Here is a 16,792-nt window from a genome sequence, read left to right as displayed (position 1 = left end):
CTCCGCTTTCGCTTCGTTGGCAAAGAGTTTTGTCCGGGTTGGTCCAAACGTCGGCTATGACAGACTACACCGTCGAGTTCGTCGGCACCGGCGAGACGATTACCGTCTCCGACAAGGACACCATCCTGAGCCGGTGTATCGAGGAGGGCATCGCCCAGGAGTTCTCCTGCCGCGTTGGCATGTGCCTGGCCTGTTCTGCCGAAATAATCGAGGGTGAAGTCACCCAGCCGGCCGCCCGCGGACTCACCGATGCCGAGCGGGAAGATTACGCCCTGACCTGCATGGCCCGTCCCCAGTCGGACCTCAAACTCGACCGCGGGAAGTATCCGCCGAGTATCGAAGACGAAGTCGATGTCGACGCCGACGGTACCGACGCCGCCGCCGCAGACGACTGACCCGCTACGCGCCCGGATACGACCACGGCTCGATAGCTTCTACCGCGGCCGCGATATCGAGTAGCGTTGCCTCCGAGAAGGTCTCGCCGACGACCTGCATCCCGACCGGGAGCCCACCGACGGTGCCGGCAGGAACGTTGACAACCGGATGGCCGGTCAGGTTGAACGGCCACGCCATCGTCCAGTCCGTCGGGAGCCCGCCGGTCGACTGGCCGTCGATTTCCTGTGGAAACGGCTCGTCGTGTGTCAGCGGCGGCGTCGCAAGCGACGGACAAACGAGGGCGTCGTACTCCTTGCAGACCGGCTCGATGGCGTGAAACAGCTCCGTACGGGGGAACTCCGTTCCGGTGTAGGTGTTGATGTCGTGGCTCCGGCCCATCGAGACAAGCGTCCGCAGCTCCGGTGGGACCTCCTCGTCGTAGGCTTCGAGTAGGTCGACACCCAGCGACGCCTCCAGCTCTGTGACCGCCGTCGCGAAGAAGGTCGTAACGGCCGTGATATACGCGTGTGTCAGTTCGCCGTACTCCGGCGTTTCCAGCGACACCGCCTCGACGGTTGCACCGGCGGCCTCAAGCGACGAGAGCGTCGACCGAACGGTCTTCCGCACCGACGGGTCGACAGCGAAACAGTCGAGGTCAGGGCTGTAGGCTAGCCGGAGGGAGTCGACGACGCTCCCGTCCGGCTCGTCGTAGCTGTCCGGCTGCGGCACGCTCAGCGGGTCAACCGAGTCCTTGCCGGCCAGTACCTCCAGCAGCATCCCGAGGCTCTCGACATCCCGGGCCATCGGGCCGAGAACGCCGATGGGCGTGTGTCCCCGGAACCCGTTGACCCGGTTGCCGCGCGGCACTAGTCCGTGGCTCGGTTTGAGTGCCACCACGCCACAGCAGGCTGCGGGGTTCCGGAGTGACCCGCCGACATCGGAGCCAGTCGCGAGCACACACAATCCGTCAGCAAGCGCGGCCGCCGAACCGCCTGAGGACCCACCGGCGTTGTACGCCGTATCAAACGGCGTGCCCGTCGGCCCTTGCAGGCGGTTGTCTGTCCGGACCTTGTGTCCGAGTTCGGGGGTGTTCGTCGTCCCAACAACGATTGCGCCGGCAGCCTCCAGTCGCCGAACGGTCACGCTTGTCTCCTCGGCGACGGTATCCGCCAGCGGCTCCAGTCCCTTCGTGTTCGGCACGCCGGCTTTTGTCTCCGAGAGGTCCTTGATTGCAACTGGAACGCCTGCCAGCGGCAGTTCGGCTCCTTCGTCGACTTGTGCCTGCACCTCGCGAGCCCGTTCGCGGGCGGCCGATGCCGTCACGGTGATGTACGCGTTTGTCTCGGCCCCCCGCTCGTCGATACGGTCGAGCGTCGTCTCGACGATGTCGGCGACCTCGTACTCACCGTTCCGGACGCCGGCCGCGATGGTCGCCGCCGAGTCGAAACAGATGTCCATGGTACTTGTCAACGTGCCATGAGATAGTAAACGTTCGCACACGCTGGGCCACGGGCCGAGTGTGGTCTCACACTGTGGGCGGGACTAGTATTTCGGCTCTGCGCCCGTCAACTCGTAGACGTCGTCCATGAGTTCGTCCCGCTCGGTTCGCCAGTCGGCGAAGTCGTCCGGGCTGGTCGGATACTGGTCGTAGACGCCCTTCAGTTCGGTTGCGAGGTCGTTGAGCTGCTTGAGCTCGAAGAGCGTCCCCCAGTGGCCGAACGTCTTGACCGCCGTCTTAATTTTCAGCGGCCAGCTCATCGAGGCCGTCCCCTCCAGCGCCAGCGCGTCGGCGAGCTGCTGGCCGGGCATCGCTGCGACGATGTCGGTGAGTTCGTCGACATCGTGGGTGCCGCCCCAGATGTTGTAGAGGTCCATCGCGGCGAACCGCTTTCCGAAGTCGGTCTGGACGCGGCGGTTATACTCCCACAGCGCCGCCTCCTCGTCGGCGTTGCCGTCGCTGATTGCCTCGATGGCGGCCTCTGCTGCCCACGTGCCGGCTTTTGCCGCCCCCGGGATGCCACCGCCAGTACAGGGATTGACGTGTGCGGCGGCGTCGCCGACCGCCATGTAGCCGGGCGCAGTCGCCGAGTCGTACGGGCGGCGCGTCGGCAGCGCCGCGCCGAGTTTGTTTTTGACCGTCGCGCCCTCGAACTCGGGGCGGTTCCGGATGTCGGCTTTTAGCTCGTCGACGAGCTCCATCGGTTCCTTGTTCATCTGGAAGCCAAGCCCGACGTTGATTTCGGTCGGCGTCCGTGGGAAGTACCACAGATACCCCAGCTCCGCGGTCGGTTTGAACACGATGGCGTCGTCCCACTCGACCGGCTCGGGCACCTCGATGACTTCCCGGTAGGCAGAACAGAACTGCTGGTAGTTGACTTTCGTATCGAAGGTCGCATCCCCGAGGTCGGCCTTGTCCTGCAGGAGCGAGAGCGCACCCGCGGCATCGATGACGACATCGGCCTCGTATTCCAGTGCATCACCGTTTCGCATCGCTTGCACGCCACGAACGACGCCGTTTTCCTGAATAACGTCTTGGACGACCGTATTGTAGTGGAGTTCAGCCCCAACCCGGTCAGCCTCCTCGAGCAGTACCTCACCGTATCGTTTCCGATCGACGATAGCGCCGTTGTTCCCCCGGAAGCCGATGTCGAGGTTCTCCCCTTTCGGGTTCTCGAAGCGGGCCAGCGTGATGCCCTCGTTGGTGAACGACTCCTCGCGCAGATACTCGCGGTCGATGACATCCGGGAACGTGCTCGTCCCCTTGATAGCGTCGCCGCAGGCGATGTGACCGCCCTCTTCTTCGGATTTGCGTTCGAGGAGGACCACGTCCAGCCCGTTTTGGGCCGCCGTCGCTGCAGCGAAACAGCCTGCTGTTCCGCCGCCGACGACAACTATGTCGTACGATTCGGGGGGCATATACAGGGGTATATAGAGTGCGACATAAATAACCCACCTGTCGGAGTGATACTTAAATGACCGGCGGAGCGGAAGGTCTCTCACGCCTTCGGGATTTTTGCTTTCGATGTCGCCCGGCGACGCTCCGCAGGTGGCCGCTGCCGCAACGGTTTTCGGCTCCACAGTCGTAGCCGCCGTCTGTATGACAGACGCGCAGCCGCCAGTACACGATGGGATGCCAGCACTCGGGCTGGGAACGTGGCAAAACGAGGACCCCGACCAGTGTGCCGAGTCGGTTCGGACGGCACTGGAGATGGGGTATCGACATATCGACACCGCACAGATATACGGCAACGAGGAGGCGGTTGGCCGCGGTATCGCCGCCGCGGACGTCGACCGCGAGGATATCTTCCTTGCGACGAAAGTCTGGATAGACAGCCTCGAATACGACGATGTCCTCGAAACAACCGCCGAGAGTCTGGACCGTCTCGGCACCGACTATCTCGACTTACTCTACGTCCATTGGCCGGCACGGACCTACGACCCCGAGGAGACGCTGCCGGCGCTCGAAGAACTCCGCGAGGACGGCGTCATCGAGCGTATCGGCGTCTCGAACTTCGAGCCGGAGCACATCGAAACGGCACAGGAGGTCCTCGATGCGCCGCTGTTTGCCAATCAGGTCGAGATTCACCCGCTCCTCCAGCAGCAGCGCCTTCGGGAGTTCTGTGACGAGAACGGCGTCGAACTCGTCGCCTACTCGCCGCTCGCCCGCGGCGATGTCTTCGGCAACGAGGTTCTCTCCGACATCGCCGACGACCACGGCGTCAGCGAAGCACAGGTCAGCCTCGCGTGGCTCCGCCAGCACGGGCTGACGGCTATCCCCAAGGCGACCGGCGAGGGCCACATCGCCGACAACTTGGCCTCGCTGGAGCTGTCGCTCTCCGAGTCGGAGCTGTCCCGCATCGACGACATTGACGACGAACAGCGGTTCGTTGACCCCGATTTCGGCCCTGACGCGTGGTAACGCCCCGCTAACACGGCGACGGAGGGCGAGGCCGGAACCTATTTTTACGCCGGACGGCAGGATGCTGGTATGTCAGATGGCGGCCTCGTCGAGGGAATCAAAGTCGACGTTGTGCGGTTACACGAGACCTGGATGGAGCTCGTCTTCCCCCGGCAGCGGACGGCCGTCCACGAAGTACTCGGCAAGTGGCAGCCGCGAACCCGGGGCGACAAAATAAAATATCGCCTGTGGGCCGCGCTCGGGGTTCCGCTCGTCGCGCTGCTGTACCCGCTCTTGCTCGTGGGCTTTGCCGCTCGCTTTACCGCCCGCCGGTTCAACAGCGCCCGTGCACACCTCGGCCTCGCCGGCGTGGTCGTGCTCACGGCGCTGTTGTGGGGTGGCCTCACTGCGCTCTCGCGGCTACGGCTGGCGTTTGAGGGGTCGATGGCTGTCGGGGCAGCAAGCGCCGTTGCTGTCTTGTCGGCCGCCCTCGCGGCCATATTCATTAAGATCGGCGGCCGTGGAACGACGGTCATCTTCGCCTATCCGTTCGCGATGAACGCCGTCTTCCTGCCGCCGGTCGTCGCGGCGCTGTATGACCCCTCGCTCAGCGGTGTCCTCGAACAGAGCGAGACGCTGGCGATATTCCTGCTGGACAACGTCTTGAACGTCTACGGCATCGACGAGTTCCTCCGGCAGTTCAGCCTTGAGGGTATCGGCGTCGTCCTGATGTGGGTCGGTATCGCGACGCCGCTCGGGTGGTTCCTCGGCTTCGTCGTCACGCTCGCTGACCTGATTCGCCCTCGATCGTCCGACACCGACGAGGAATCAGCCGAGGAAGCGGCCTGAAGTTGTTGACTGTCGGAGCGATACCCGACTGCGAATAATCAGAACCGCGACCGGCTGCCGTCGACAACCAGCAGTTCGAACTGCCCGTCAACGACAAACGAAAGCGGTGTCGCCGCGCCGACAGTCCACTCCCGACGGCCGTCCGCAAGCAGCTCGACCGGCGTTTCGTCGCGCTCGACGGTGAGCGTCACCGACTCGATGGGGAGGACCCACTGTCCGGACGCGGTCGAAAACGGCGCGACGGGAACGACCGAGACCACGCCGGTTTCGGCCGCAACGGTCGGGCCGCCGGCGCGGCGGCCGTAGCCGGTCGAGCCGGCCGGCGTCGAGACGACGAGCCCATCGGCACGAAACTGTGAGACCGCTGTCTCCTGGGTCCGGACGGAGAACTCCGAAATCTGTGCCGGCTCGGCGGCCATCAGTGCTACGTCGAAGACGGCGGTCGTCGTCTCCTCGCCCGCCGCCGCGGTAACGACTGGATGCCGTTCCGTGCGGGCCGTACCGGCCAGCGCGTCCGCGACGGCCTGCTCCAGCCGGTCTTGTGGGACCGCACGGATGCCCTTCGTCTCGCCGACCGGTAACACTGGGGCGGCCTCCGGCCCCGCCTCGGCGGCGATGTCGCTTACTGCCCGGTCGCCGGCGGCGACGACGAACGCCACGTCCGTCGCCTCGCCGTCGACCGGCTCGCCCCCTGCGGCCTCGATTGCCGCTTCGAGCCCCGTCTCTCCGAACACGCCGACGCGCTGTCCGCTCATCGAGCGGTCGAACGGACGGGGGACCTAAAAGTCCCCCGTCGCCGTCCGGCCGCGGTGGGGTGGGTTTTTACCGCTCCATCGCAAGCGTCGTCACATGCAGCGCGTACTCGAATCGTGGCGGCCGGCGGTCGACGAGACGATTGAGTCGGTGCTTCCGCGGACGGTCGACGACGCCTATCTCACCTCGTTTTTCGGCGAGGCGACCTACGCCTACGACCCGTCGGCGCTCCAGCACGCTCTCTCGGACCCGGTCTGGGAGCTGTTGGACCGCGGCGGCAAGCGGTGGCGGGCCGTGCTCTTTTTGCTCTTGGTCGAGGCGCTCGACGACGACCCCGATGCGTATCTGGAGTACGCCGCCATTCCAGAGATTCTCCACAACGGCACCATCATCGTCGACGACGTCGAGGACGGCGCAACCCACCGCCGGGGCGACCCGGCGCTCCATCATACCCACGGAACCGACATTGCGCTCAATGCCGGCAACGCGATGTATTTCCTGCCGCTGAAAATCATCACCCACAATCCCGCTGACTTGGATGCGGACACACGGCTGGCAGCCTACGAGATGCTGATGTACGAACTCAACCGGACGCATCTCGGACAGGGAATGGACATCCACTGGCACAACCAGCAGGAAATCGACATCACCGAAGACCAGTATCTAGAGATGTGCGCGTGCAAAACGGGCTGTCTCGCTCGTATTGTCGCTCGGCTCGCTGCTATCGTGACCAACAACGAAGCTGCCGAGTCAGACCTCGCCGCCTACGCCGAGGAGATGGCTATCGCCTTCCAGATCGCCGACGATGTTCTCGACGTGGAGTACGCCCTCGAAGAGGGCGGCGACTTCGGGAAGGGCGTCGGCAACGACATCCGTGAGGGCAAAAAGACGCTGCTGACGATTCACGCCGCACGGAACGCGTCGCCGGAGGCGGCCGCCCGGTTGGAATCGATTCTCTGGGCGGCAGAAAACACCGACGAAGAGGTCGCAGAGGCTATCGAAATTCTCGAATCGACCGGAAGCGTCGAATACGCCCGCGAGACGGCCGAAGAGCTCTCCACGTCAGCCAAAGCCCACCTCGACGACCTCGGGCTACAGCCCGACCCGGAGGCAAAGCTCCGCGGCTTCGCCGATTTCGTCGTCGAACGGGACGTGTAGGCTATTCGCCGCGGACGCTCGTTGCCTCGAAGCCCAGGCCCTCGACCCCTTCGACGATGGCCGTCTGGTCGGCGCTGGCCTCGTAGTAGAAGACGACTTTGTACGTCCCTTCCCGGAGCAACTGCTGGCACTCCCAGACGAACTCGTCGCCGTCGAGCGTCAGTCCTTGATGTTGGTTGATGCCGAACTCCTCGTCGTCGTTGCCGGAGTAGACGTAGGTGTCGGTCGGCTCGATGCCCGCGGCCGCCGCGATGACGTTCCCGACATCCAGCGTCGCCTGATGGAGCGTCGGCTCCTCGTCGTTTGTCAGGTCGGTGTCGACGATGACGCCGTTCAGCTCGATGTCGCCGGGTTCGAGTAGTGCCTTTGTCCGCTTGTAGAGGTCGTCTTCGACAGCGCTGTCCATACGGTGATGTCGCTGCCGAGGGGTAATACAGGTCACGGTCCGCGACGAGAGTACCGCCCGCACCGCAGTCAGAAGTCGATACCGCTTGCTGGCCGCTTTACAGACGTGTCAGGTTCTTCGCCCGCGGGCCTTTATCGGCCTGCTCGATGTCGAACTCGACTTCCTGCCCCTCCTCGAGGTCAGGACCGCCGATGTCCTCCATGTGGAAGAACACGTCCTCGTCGGACTCGTCAGTGTCAATGAAACCGTAGCCGCCAGTGTCGTTGAAGAAGTCAACCTCGCCTTTCGCCATTGCAGTTAGTCGGTGGCTGCGACCGTATATAAATGCTACGGCACCCGGGGTTGCTTCGGGGACGAAAACAACACTCATGCGTCCGCGGCACCTTGGTTTCAGTAGATGGCTCCCGGCGCTGGCTACCTATCGCGGCTCTACGAGCGGCTGCTTGAACGGGAGGTATCGGCAGCGCCGTCACACGTCGCCGTGATTCAGGACGGGAATCGTCGGTACGCCGAGACGCAGGGAGAAGCGGCGACGGCTGGCCACCGAGCCGGTGCGGAGACCACAGAGCGCGTCCTCGAGTGGTGTGCCGACCTCGGCGTCGAGGAGTTGACGCTGTATGCGTTCTCGACGGAGAACTTCGAGCGGCCACCCGACGAGCGTGAGGCGCTGTTCGACCTCATCGCCGAGAAATTACGTGAGTTCGCCGACCACGAGGAGGTCCACGACCGCGAGGTCCGAATCCGGGCGATTGGTCAGACCCACCGACTGCCGGACCGCGTCCGCGAGGCGGCGGCGTACGCTGAACGCCGGACCGAGGGCTACGACGCCCTCCGGCTGAACATCGCGCTGGCCTACGGCGGCCGGGCCGAACTTCTCGATGTCGCACGCGATATCGCCGCCGAGGCGGCCGCTGGCGACCTCGACCCTGAGGCGGTCACTGTCGACGAAATCGAATCCCGACTCACCGCCGGCCCGACGCAGGCGGTTGACCTCATCATCCGAACCGGCGGCGACGAGCGAACCTCGAATTTCCTTCCGTGGCACGCCAACGGCAACGAGGCGGCGGTCTACTTCTGTACCCCGTACTGGCCGGAGTTCTCCCGCATCGACTTTCTGCGGGCGATTCGGACCTACGAGGCCCGCGAAGCCTCTTGGGAGCGAACCCGTGCGAAACGGGCAGCCGCTCTCGTCCGCGCGTTCGGCGACCGTGAACTCGCCGAGGCCAGACGCGTCGTCGGCCAATTTCGGGGGTCCGTCCCCGAGGGTGAACTCGACGAGGTCGAGGACCCCTCTGACCGCGACCCCTCAGCGGACTAACGGCATCCGATACCCCGTGTCTCCGGCTGTACAGCCGGTCACGATGGACTAGGGGCCCAGTTATCGGAGAGGTACGCTGTGAGGTCCGTCGTGGTGAGAATGCCGATGAGGCCTGCTTCGTCTTCGACAACCGGGAGGTGATGGGTTCCGCGGGCCATCATCGTATCCGCGGCCTCCTGAATGGACGTGTTCGCTGTCGTCACCGTGTCGACTTGGTTCATGTATTCTTCGACACGGCTATCGTCAATCGGGGTTTGGTCGGCAACGACGTGAACGAGGTCTGTCGATGTAAGAATGCCTTCGGGATGGCCGTCCTCGCCGACGATGATGAGGGAATTGATGCTCTGGTCCAGCATCGTCTGAGCGGCCTCCTGAATCGGTGTTTCTGGCTGGGTCGTTGCGACTGGCGACGACATTATCCGTCCAACGAAAATATCCTCCATACGAGCCTTGTGGCGCACGTTTTCAATAAGCATTCCCCAAATTTTCACCGTTTCCGACGGTTGGTGCTACGTAGCGAGCGGTCCCTCCATCCGTCCGTCTGGCGAGCCAACGGCTCGGGGCCACCGCCACACCGGCCTGCTTCATAGCGGATACAGCGCGGAAACCCACCCGTTCACGGGTGGGAGGAAGCGCGTACGCTCCGTGCGACAACCCACCGACTACGATAGGGCTGACTCCCAAGCATTTTTGAACTACCAAATCTACATATGATGTATGGAGAAGCGGCGTACTGTCCCGGTCAAACTCGACGTGGACAGCCACAGCGCCGCACTCCTCGAAGACACCGTAGACGAATTCCTCTGGGCCGCCAACTACACAACTCGCCACGCTTTCAAAGGCGAATACGTCACGACGAGCAAGACCACGCTCCACGACGACACCTACGAAGACGTGCGCGACCAGACGGCGTTACACAGCAACCACGTCCAAGCAGCCCGGAACAAGGCCGCTGAAGCCTGCAAAAGCGTCGTTGCACGCTGGAAGAACGGCAAGAAGGCGTCGATGCCGCACTTCACCAGTCCGCACCTCGTCTACGACCACCGCACAGCCACGTTCCACGACGAGTACGTGTCGCTGGCAACCGTCGACGGACGCATTGAAACTGACTACGTGTTGCCAGACAAGACCAGGGATACGCCCCACACGGACTACTTCTTTTCCGACGAGTACGAAACCGCAGGGGCAGAACTGCACTACACGAACGGCAACTGGATGCTTCACATCCACTGCAAGACGGACGTGGAGTCTAACACGCCGGAACAGGCAACACCGGAGAATGGAACGGTTCTCGGGGTTGACCTCGGCGTGAACAATCTCGCAGTTGCCTCAACTGGCACGTTCTGGACGGGCGACGAGTTCGACCACTGGCGGCGTGAATACGAGAAGCGACGTGGCGACCTACAAGAGTGCGGAACACGATGGGCACACGAGAATATGCAGGCAGTTGGTCGCAAAGAGGAAGGGCGGTTCAAGCAGACACTCCATCGCATATCGAACGAGTTGGTGGCTGAAGCCCACAAGTACGAGTGTTCGGTAATCGCGTTCGAGGAGTTGACCGATATTCGTGAGCGTACTGGTGCGTCGTGGGGGCACAAGTGGGCGTTCAACCGTCTGTACGAATATGTCGAGTACAAAACCAAAGAATACGGTATCACGGTTGCGCAGGTAGACCCTGAGAACACGTCGCGTCGGTGTTCGACGTGTGGGTTTACGCACCCGGATAACCGCGAAAGCGAGTCGTTTGAGTGCTTGAAATGTGGGTATGAGAACCATGCTGATTACAACGCCGCGAAGAACATCGGTTTGCGGTATCTTCGTCGCAACCAAACTGGGGGCGACGAAGGCGCACCCGTAGGCGTGCGCTTGAACAGTGGGATGCTGAACGCGAACGGTGAGTATGAATCACCTGCCGATGATTCGGCCAGAGCGGGAGTCCACGCTGAAAGCCAACGGCTTTAGCCGTTGGTTAGCTTACAGGCTCTCACCGCGCGTCTCCGCGTTCAGGGCTATGTGAACTTGCCACGCACTCCTCAGTTAATACTCTTTGGGCTGATACATCCTTCCTCCCGTTCGCTACCGGCCGAATCGGCGCTGCCGTTCCTGAAACTCTCTGACAGCCCGGAGGAAATCACGGCGGCGGAACGCTCGCCAATTGACGTCGGTGAAGTACAGCTCCGAGTACACCGACTGCCAGATGAGGAAATCCGAGAGCCGTTCGGCCCCCGTCTTGATGACGAGGTCAGGCTGGTTGCGGAACACGAGCCGCCGTTCTATCTCCGATTCGTCAATATCGTCCGGGGCGAGCGCTCCCGCCGCGGCGTCTTCGGCTATCTGTCTCACCGCCGCGGCGAACTCCTCGCGGCCACCGAGACCGATACTCACCTGTACGGGTGCATCCGCAGGGGCGTCCGCCTCGGGGCCGCGAATCGCCACTTCCCGCGGGCTCTCCAGCTCCGATAGCGTCTGTCGGAGTGTCGGGATGGCTTCGGCATCGAGGACGCTCACGTAGATTGTCACTGTCTCGGTACCGGTGTCGAAGGCCCAGCGGAGAAACGACGTGAGTGTTCCGTAGGCGTTCGGCTCCAGCAGGTCACGCTCCGTGATGACAAGCGCGATATGATTGGGGGCATCCTCGTTGCTTAGCCGGACCCGGGCGGCGAGATAGCGGTCGTACAGGCCCACAGCCGTATCTTCGTCCCCGTGCGGGTGAACGTATCGGTACCCTTCGGGAAGGTTAAGTGGCAGACGGGGGTATCTCGCCCCGTGACTCGGGACCTGCGGCGGGCAGTCGCGTATCTGCTGGTGGGGAGTCTCGTCTTCCTTGCGCCGGCTCTCGACGCCCACTATGGCTCGTCCACCGCAGCGGCGGCTACCGCCGCCGTCTTCGGACTCGTTGCCGTCGCCGGCTTCAAGACGAGCGACGGACCGCTTTTTGAACTCTTTGCCCGCCGCCGCGACCGGGCCGAAGAGCGGCTCTACGGTCTCGCCTCGTTCGCCCTCGCGGTCGCCGCTCTCGGCGTCCTGCTTGTCGCTGTTGAACTCCCAGCGGTTGTGCCAGTCGTCGCTGTCTTTGTTTTGACTGTCGGCAACGTGGGCCAGCGACTCGCCGCCGGCTACGTCGCCAGCCCAGCCGTCGGCGCGTCGGCGTTTGCCGCCTTCGGGACGGTCGGTGGAAGCGTCGCCGCTGTCGCTGCCGGCTGGCTCGGTGCGGCGGTAGCCTCGCTGCCGCTCGTCGTTTTCGTCGCCGCCAGCGGCGCGTTGCTCGGGGGGCTCATTCGCTCGGTGCTCTACGTGCAGGACGACTCGCTTGTCGTCCTCGCGGTCGCGCTTCTCGTCTGGCTGCTGCTCTCACTTGGGCTCTCGCCGACCCCGGAGCGGGTCGCTGTCGGCCTCGCCGTCACGGTCGGCCTCGGCTACATCGCCTACGCGCTCGATACCGCCTCGGTGACGGGGATGCTCACCGGCGTTCTGCTTGCGCTCTTTGCCGTCGTGCTCGGCGGCTACGGATGGTTCGTCTTGCTCGTGACCTTCTTCGGCCTCGGCGGCCTCGCCTCGAAGTACCGCTACGACGAGAAACTGGACCGTGGTATCGCCCAAGAAAACGAGGGGGCACGCGGCGGCGGAAACGTCCTCGCGAACTCCGCGGTCGCGCTGGTCGCCGTTGTCGGCTACGCCGCCTCGGGACACGTCGGCATCGACGCGACCGTGTTCAAATTCGCCTTCGCCGGTGCCGTCGCGGCCGCCCTCGCTGATACGTTCTCCAGCGAGTTCGGCGGTCTCTTCGATGCTCCGCGGCTGATAACGACGCTTGAGCGCGTCGACCCTGGAACCGACGGCGGCGTCACTTGGCAGGGCGCTGTCGCCGGTGCGACCGGGTCGGGCATCATCGCCGGCCTCGGCTGGGCGTTCTTCGAGTTCGACACCATCGCAACGGCGACCGTCCTCGGTGCGGGTGTTCTCGGGATGGTCGTCGACAGCATTCTCGGTGCGACGCTCGAAGGAGGCCGGCTCGGCAACCAAAGCGTGAACCTGCTGGCGACGCTTTCGGCCGGGACGGCCGCCGCGGTCGTTGCTGTTCTCATATGATTCGGCCGCTGACGGAAGCAGACCGGCCGGCAATCGAGACGCTGCAAGAACACCTCACGTACGCCGACCCATCGCTGGTTGAGGCCGCGGTTGACGGCCCGTTCGTCGGTCGGCTTGCCGTCGACGAGGGGATGCCGGCCGGCTACGCTATTGCCTTCCCGGGCACGACGGCGACGCTTTCGGAGCTTGTCGTCGGGCCGTCGTTCCGCCGCCGCGGCTGTGCGAGCGCGCTCGTCGATGCCGTCGACACGGCCATCGCCGCCGACGGTATCGCGGCGGTGACACCGGTCGAAAACGAGGCTGCCCGCTCTTTGTATCTCGACCTCGGCTTCGAGCCGGACGAGCGACTCCCCGAGTTCTACGCCGACGGGACCGACGGGTTACGCTTTCTCCGGGTTGAGTAGCTGGGTTGCGGTCCGAACACGAACGCTCGTCGGCCGCTTTACGAACTCGCCGGTCGACGCGGCGACGACGTGGTCGATTCCTCGTTGGGCGGCGATGTCGAGGAGCCGCTGGCTTGCTTCGCCGTCAACGACGACAGCGGCTGGGACCGTCTCGGCGTCGGCGACAGCCTCGAAAACGTCACCCGCATCGCCCGCCGCGAGCGGCGCGAACTCCGCATCGAGAAGCCGGAATGTCCCCGTCTCCGCTTCGATGACATCGCTGACGTGGCCGCGGAGCGTTTTCGGTTGCTCGTCGGTCGATGCCCCAGCAGCCGCTGGCCCGTCGGCCGACGACTCCGGGGCCTCGGCGGCGGTGCTTTCTCCCTTCGTCTCGGCACTGCCGGGTTCTGCGGCCTCTGACGTGGCTGTCAGCTCGTCGTCTGGTGTATTCGGCTCTTCACCGGCTGTGGACGTTTTCGTCGCTCCGTCGACGGCCGCTTCTTCGGCATCCGCCGGCGTGGTGCCGGCGCTGACAGCGGCTGTCTCGTCGGCTGCAGGGCTTTCTGCCGGCGATTCCGGACTGCTCACCGGTTTCCCCTCGGCGTCAGTCGTCACCCCGCCGATGCCGTCGGTCGCCGCCGGTTCGCTGTCCGCCGCAGTCGCTCCCGCAGCCTCTCCGGTCCGCTGCTCGGCTGCTTCCGGGTCGGCGTCATCGGACGCTGCCTGCTTGAAGCGGCCGTAGGGAACCTTCTCCCGAAGCGCCGACATGACCTCGTGACGAGCGAGGTCCTCGACGCATTTGCCGTCCGGTGGCGTGGCGACGTAGTCGATGTCGCCGACCTGTCCGAGTTCCTTGCGGATGAGTTCACCGCCGCGGTCGTTGTCGAGGAAAGCGGTTACCGTTCGCGTCTCAGTCAGGCTTGCAACCGCTTCCGGAACGTTTGTTCCCTCGACAGCGACGGCGTTTTTGATGCCGTACTGTAGTAACGTGAGCACGTCAGCACGGCCCTCGACGACGACGATAGCATCGGAGTCCGCAACCGCCGGCCCAGCCGGTAGCCCTTCGTAGTCAGTGATGTCCTCGACGCGAACCGACTCTCTGACCTCCTCGACGAGGTCGCGGCTCGACCGCATCGACTCGTCGAAGGCCCCGTCCAACAGCGACTTCGCCCGCTCGACGACCTCGCGGCGTTTTGCCGACCGGACGTCTTCGATTTTCCGAACCTCGATTGCCGACCGGCAGGGTCCGACCCGGTCTATCGTCTCCAAAGCGCCGCCGAGGATGGCCGTTTCAACCCTGTCGAGGCTCGTCGCTATCGTGATACGGCCGAACGACTGGCCGTTCTCGGAGTCGATTTCGACGTCGATACGACCGACCTTTGAGGCGTCCTGTAGCTCTCGGAGGTCCAGTTCGTCGCCGAGGAGCCCCTCGGTCTGGCCGAAGACGGCCCCGACGACGTCTGACCGTTCGACGACACCGTCCGCCGTGATGTCCGCGTGAACGAGATATTTTGCCGTGTCTTGCATTGATGAACTGCCCGTTGCCGGGCGGTGATGGTGATGAATCCATGAGTGACCTCATGGTCGTTTTAAATACGTTATGGTAGTGATATAAATGATGCGGCCGTGGGTTCCAGTTGTAACCTCTCTCGGCACTCCGGTAGCTGCCGCAGGTCTGAAGAAATTTGTTCTTCGAAGCTCGCCTCTGTTCAAGGAATAGTAATGTTTAGGGCGGGCGATGCGATAGTCGGGTCCACGATGGTTTCGACGGCGGAGCGATACGGCTGGGCCGTACTGTTTGCCGTGCTTCTGGCGCTCGCGATACCGTGGTTCCTGTGGGGCGACAGCCGGACAGCACTGGGGCTGCCGCTGTGGCTGTGGTGGCACGTTGGCTGGCTGGCGGCCTCATCGGTCGTCTTCTGGGTGTTCACAAAGCGTGCGTGGGGCATCGGCATCGTCGAGCCGGCGGGTGAAAAGCGATGACAGCGACGCTTCAGGTCACCATCGTCGTCGGGTACCTGCTTGTCGCGCTTGCCATCGGCCTTCTCGCCTACCGGGTCACCGAACGCGCCGCCGAGGATTTCTACTTGGCAAGCCGGACGTTCGGGACAGCTGTTCTCCTCTTTACCGTCTTTGCGACGCTGCTTTCGGCGTTTACCTTCTTCGGCGGCCCGGACAACGCCTACGCGTTCGGCCCCGAGTGGATTCTGGTGATGGGGCTCATGGACGGGCTCATCTTCGCCATCCTCTGGTATCTCATCGGCTACAAGCAGTGGCTCCTCGGGCAGCGCCACGGCTACGTCACGCTCGGCGAGATGTTCGGCGACCGGTTCGGCTCGACCGGCGTCCGGGCGCTTGTCGCCGTTGTCTCACTGTTTTGGCTTTTCCCGTACGTAATGTTGCAGCAAATCGGGGCCGGCGGCGCGCTCGCAGCGCTGACTGACGGCGTGGTACCTTTCTGGGCCGGCGCTTCGCTCATTACTGGGTTCATGATACTCTATGTCGTTCTCGCCGGCATGCGCGGCATCGCGTGGACCGACACCCTCCAAGGGGCGTTTATGTTGTGCATGGTCTGGGCGGCGCTCGTGTGGGTACTCGTCGCCGTCGACGGCGGCGTCTCGACAATCAACGCCGGCCTTACCGAGTCCAGCCCCGAGTTCTTCGCGCTCGGCAGCGACTTTTATACCCCCGGCACGATGCTGACCTTCGCCATCTCGATTGCGTTCGGTGTCGCGATGTTCCCGCAAGTGAACCAGCGATTCTTCACCGCCGCCTCCGAGACGGTGTTGAAGCGCTCGTTTGCGCTGTGGCCGCTGCTTGTGCTCTTGCTTTTCGTGCCGGCGTTCCTGCTCGGCACGTGGGCACAGGGGCTCGGGCTGCAGGCCGATGTCGGTGCCGGCGAGAGCATCCTGCCGATACTGCTCGATACCTACACGCCGGCGTGGTTCGCGGCGCTCGTTATCGCCGGTGCCATCGCGGCGATGATGTCCTCGTCGGACTCGATGCTGCTTTCGGGGTCGTCGTATTTCACCCGCGATGTCTACCGCCCGCTCGTCGACGATGGGATTACCGAACGACAAGAGGACCGACTCGGCCGCATCGGCGTTGCCGTCTTCGCTATCGCCGCGCTCGCGGCCAGCGTCTGGGCCGAAGCCGAGGCCTTCGGCGCGGTCGCCGTCGGCTCGGTACTGGTTGAAATCGGTGACCTCGCCTTCGGCGGTTTCGCACAGCTCACGGTGCCGGTTCTCGTAGCCCTCTACTGGCGTGGGACGACAAAGCAGGGCCTCGTCGCCGGCATCCTGTTGCCACAGGCGGTCTATCTGGCGTTCAACTTCCTGCCGGCGACCGAGGTCGGCTCGGCCATGCTGTTTTCCGAGACGTACCTCGGGTGGGGGATTTCGATATACTGTCTGCTGTTGGGGCTGGTCGCAACCGTCGTCGTCTCGGCGGCGACGACGAAGGCCGACAGCGAACGCCCTGCGCTGTTCTTCGAGTCGCTCCGACGCGGTTGAACGGCGGCCGCGCTCGGTGACTCCCCGGATTTTTACCGGCCTCGGTGCTAT

At 63.9% G+C, this 16,792-nt stretch carries 18 protein-coding genes; 10 read left to right on the top strand and 8 right to left on the bottom strand.

From position 1 onward, the window contains the following. Positions 1 to 56 precede the first annotated feature (56 nt). Positions 57 to 395, top strand: coding sequence for a 2Fe-2S iron-sulfur cluster-binding protein (locus NP_RS11280; RefSeq protein WP_011323990.1), 339 nt, complete (start codon positions 57 to 59; stop codon positions 393 to 395). A 4-nt stretch (positions 396 to 399) separates the two neighbouring features. Here NP_RS11280 and NP_RS11275 read toward each other — a convergent pair whose 3' ends face one another. Together NP_RS11275 and NP_RS11270 are read right to left on the bottom strand one after the other, a co-directional pair. Further along, positions 400 to 1,833 carry an amidase gene (locus tag NP_RS11275; protein ID WP_011323989.1) on the bottom strand — a complete coding sequence of 478 codons (1,434 nt, stop codon included), beginning with the start codon at positions 1,831 to 1,833 and terminating at the stop codon, positions 400 to 402. 84 nt (positions 1,834 to 1,917) lie between these two features. Beyond that, positions 1,918 to 3,291 carry a geranylgeranyl reductase family protein gene (locus NP_RS11270; RefSeq protein ID WP_011323988.1) on the bottom strand — a complete coding sequence of 458 codons (1,374 nt, stop codon included), beginning with the start codon at positions 3,289 to 3,291 and terminating at the stop codon, positions 1,918 to 1,920. Between the two features lie 214 nt (positions 3,292 to 3,505). Here NP_RS11270 and NP_RS11265 point away from each other — a divergent pair, with 214 nt between their 5' ends. Together NP_RS11265 and NP_RS11260 are read left to right on the top strand one after the other, a co-directional pair. Continuing rightward, the gene (locus NP_RS11265) at positions 3,506 to 4,294 is read left to right on the top strand and encodes an aldo/keto reductase (RefSeq protein WP_049939869.1); all 789 of its coding nucleotides are present in this window, start codon (positions 3,506 to 3,508) and stop codon (positions 4,292 to 4,294) included. 69 nt (positions 4,295 to 4,363) lie between these two features. After that, the gene (locus tag NP_RS11260; RefSeq protein ID WP_011323986.1) at positions 4,364 to 5,122 is read left to right on the top strand and encodes a hypothetical protein; all 759 of its coding nucleotides are present in this window, start codon (positions 4,364 to 4,366) and stop codon (positions 5,120 to 5,122) included. A 38-nt stretch (positions 5,123 to 5,160) separates the two neighbouring features. Here NP_RS11260 and NP_RS11255 read toward each other — a convergent pair whose 3' ends face one another. Further along, positions 5,161 to 5,877, bottom strand: a complete 717-nt coding sequence (locus NP_RS11255) for an NAD(+)/NADH kinase (protein ID WP_011323985.1) — start codon at positions 5,875 to 5,877, stop codon at positions 5,161 to 5,163. Positions 5,878 to 5,971: 94 nt separating this feature from the next. Between NP_RS11255 and NP_RS11250 the strand changes: the two genes are divergently transcribed. Then, the gene (locus tag NP_RS11250) at positions 5,972 to 7,033 is read left to right on the top strand and encodes a polyprenyl synthetase family protein (protein WP_011323984.1); all 1,062 of its coding nucleotides are present in this window, start codon (positions 5,972 to 5,974) and stop codon (positions 7,031 to 7,033) included. A 1-nt stretch (position 7,034) separates the two neighbouring features. Here the strand turns inward: NP_RS11250 and NP_RS11245 are convergent, their stop codons facing one another. Beyond that, positions 7,035 to 7,439 carry a DUF5778 family protein gene (locus tag NP_RS11245; protein ID WP_011323983.1) on the bottom strand — a complete coding sequence of 135 codons (405 nt, stop codon included), beginning with the start codon at positions 7,437 to 7,439 and terminating at the stop codon, positions 7,035 to 7,037. Positions 7,440 to 7,536: 97 nt separating this feature from the next. Continuing rightward, positions 7,537 to 7,731, bottom strand: a complete 195-nt coding sequence (locus tag NP_RS11240) for a cold-shock protein (protein ID WP_011323982.1) — start codon at positions 7,729 to 7,731, stop codon at positions 7,537 to 7,539. Positions 7,732 to 7,836: 105 nt separating this feature from the next. Here NP_RS11240 and uppS point away from each other — a divergent pair, with 105 nt between their 5' ends. After that, positions 7,837 to 8,757 (top strand): polyprenyl diphosphate synthase, encoded by a 921-nt coding sequence (gene uppS, locus NP_RS11235; RefSeq protein WP_011323981.1) that lies wholly within the window; start codon positions 7,837 to 7,839, stop codon positions 8,755 to 8,757. 38 nt (positions 8,758 to 8,795) lie between these two features. Here the strand turns inward: uppS and NP_RS11230 are convergent, their stop codons facing one another. Continuing rightward, the gene (locus NP_RS11230; protein WP_049939683.1) at positions 8,796 to 9,200 is read right to left on the bottom strand and encodes a CBS domain-containing protein; all 405 of its coding nucleotides are present in this window, start codon (positions 9,198 to 9,200) and stop codon (positions 8,796 to 8,798) included. 274 nt (positions 9,201 to 9,474) lie between these two features. On the opposite strand from NP_RS11230, the gene NP_RS11225 reads away from it, so the two are divergent. After that, positions 9,475 to 10,719 (top strand): RNA-guided endonuclease InsQ/TnpB family protein, encoded by a 1,245-nt coding sequence (locus tag NP_RS11225; RefSeq protein WP_011323979.1) that lies wholly within the window; start codon positions 9,475 to 9,477, stop codon positions 10,717 to 10,719. A 114-nt stretch (positions 10,720 to 10,833) separates the two neighbouring features. On the opposite strand, the gene NP_RS11220 is transcribed toward NP_RS11225, so the two are convergent. Continuing rightward, positions 10,834 to 11,442 (bottom strand): undecaprenyl diphosphate synthase family protein, encoded by a 609-nt coding sequence (locus tag NP_RS11220; protein ID WP_011323978.1) that lies wholly within the window; start codon positions 11,440 to 11,442, stop codon positions 10,834 to 10,836. Between the two features lie 81 nt (positions 11,443 to 11,523). On the opposite strand from NP_RS11220, the gene NP_RS11215 reads away from it, so the two are divergent. Further along, the gene (locus NP_RS11215) at positions 11,524 to 12,846 is read left to right on the top strand and encodes a DUF92 domain-containing protein (protein WP_011323977.1); all 1,323 of its coding nucleotides are present in this window, start codon (positions 11,524 to 11,526) and stop codon (positions 12,844 to 12,846) included. Then, on the top strand, positions 12,843 to 13,250 hold the full coding sequence (locus NP_RS11210) for a GNAT family N-acetyltransferase (protein ID WP_011323976.1): 408 nt from the start codon (positions 12,843 to 12,845) through the stop codon (positions 13,248 to 13,250). Before NP_RS11215 ends, NP_RS11210 begins: the two co-directional genes overlap by 4 nt. Here NP_RS11210 and dnaG read toward each other — a convergent pair. Beyond that, on the bottom strand, positions 13,227 to 14,756 hold the full coding sequence (dnaG, locus tag NP_RS11205) for a DNA primase DnaG (protein WP_011323975.1): 1,530 nt from the start codon (positions 14,754 to 14,756) through the stop codon (positions 13,227 to 13,229). The genes NP_RS11210 and dnaG overlap by 24 nt on opposite strands. Before the next feature lie 231 nt (positions 14,757 to 14,987). Between dnaG and NP_RS11200 the strand changes: the two genes are divergently transcribed. Together NP_RS11200 and NP_RS11195 are read left to right on the top strand one after the other, a co-directional pair. After that, on the top strand, positions 14,988 to 15,212 hold the full coding sequence (locus NP_RS11200) for a DUF3311 domain-containing protein (protein WP_049939681.1): 225 nt from the start codon (positions 14,988 to 14,990) through the stop codon (positions 15,210 to 15,212). Continuing rightward, positions 15,209 to 16,741 carry a sodium:solute symporter family protein gene (locus tag NP_RS11195; RefSeq protein ID WP_011323973.1) on the top strand — a complete coding sequence of 511 codons (1,533 nt, stop codon included), beginning with the start codon at positions 15,209 to 15,211 and terminating at the stop codon, positions 16,739 to 16,741. Before NP_RS11200 ends, NP_RS11195 begins: the two co-directional genes overlap by 4 nt. Positions 16,742 to 16,792 lie beyond the last annotated feature (51 nt).

This window comes from Natronomonas pharaonis DSM 2160, assembly GCF_000026045.1.
GTDB classification, from domain to species: Archaea; Halobacteriota; Halobacteria; order Halobacteriales; family Haloarculaceae; genus Natronomonas; species Natronomonas pharaonis.
The sequence above is the reverse complement of the archived record's forward strand: the minus strand, read 5'-3'. Positions and strand labels throughout refer to the sequence as shown.

Bases quoted from the DNA above. Each gene is read 5' to 3' on its own strand.
- NP_RS11200 (WP_049939681.1), top strand. From the start codon at position 14,988: ATGGTTTCGACGGCGGAGCGATACGGCTGGGCCGTACTGTTTGCCGTG.
- uppS (WP_011323981.1), top strand. From the start codon at position 7,837: ATGGCTCCCGGCGCTGGCTACCTATCGCGGCTCTACGAGCGGCTGCTT.
- dnaG (WP_011323975.1), bottom strand. From the start codon at position 14,756: ATGCAAGACACGGCAAAATATCTCGTTCACGCGGACATCACGGCGGAC.
- NP_RS11245 (WP_011323983.1), bottom strand. From the start codon at position 7,439: ATGGACAGCGCTGTCGAAGACGACCTCTACAAGCGGACAAAGGCACTA.
- NP_RS11230 (WP_049939683.1), bottom strand. From the start codon at position 9,200: ATGGAGGATATTTTCGTTGGACGGATAATGTCGTCGCCAGTCGCAACG.
- NP_RS11270 (WP_011323988.1), bottom strand. From the start codon at position 3,291: ATGCCCCCCGAATCGTACGACATAGTTGTCGTCGGCGGCGGAACAGCA.
- NP_RS11240 (WP_011323982.1), bottom strand. From the start codon at position 7,731: ATGGCGAAAGGCGAGGTTGACTTCTTCAACGACACTGGCGGCTACGGT.
- NP_RS11260 (WP_011323986.1), top strand. From the start codon at position 4,364: ATGTCAGATGGCGGCCTCGTCGAGGGAATCAAAGTCGACGTTGTGCGG.
- NP_RS11280 (WP_011323990.1), top strand. From the start codon at position 57: ATGACAGACTACACCGTCGAGTTCGTCGGCACCGGCGAGACGATTACC.
- NP_RS11255 (WP_011323985.1), bottom strand. From the start codon at position 5,877: ATGAGCGGACAGCGCGTCGGCGTGTTCGGAGAGACGGGGCTCGAAGCG.
- NP_RS11250 (WP_011323984.1), top strand. From the start codon at position 5,972: ATGCAGCGCGTACTCGAATCGTGGCGGCCGGCGGTCGACGAGACGATT.
- NP_RS11275 (WP_011323989.1), bottom strand. From the start codon at position 1,833: ATGGACATCTGTTTCGACTCGGCGGCGACCATCGCGGCCGGCGTCCGG.
- NP_RS11265 (WP_049939869.1), top strand. From the start codon at position 3,506: ATGCCAGCACTCGGGCTGGGAACGTGGCAAAACGAGGACCCCGACCAG.
- NP_RS11210 (WP_011323976.1), top strand. From the start codon at position 12,843: ATGATTCGGCCGCTGACGGAAGCAGACCGGCCGGCAATCGAGACGCTG.
- NP_RS11225 (WP_011323979.1), top strand. From the start codon at position 9,475: ATGGAGAAGCGGCGTACTGTCCCGGTCAAACTCGACGTGGACAGCCAC.
- NP_RS11195 (WP_011323973.1), top strand. From the start codon at position 15,209: ATGACAGCGACGCTTCAGGTCACCATCGTCGTCGGGTACCTGCTTGTC.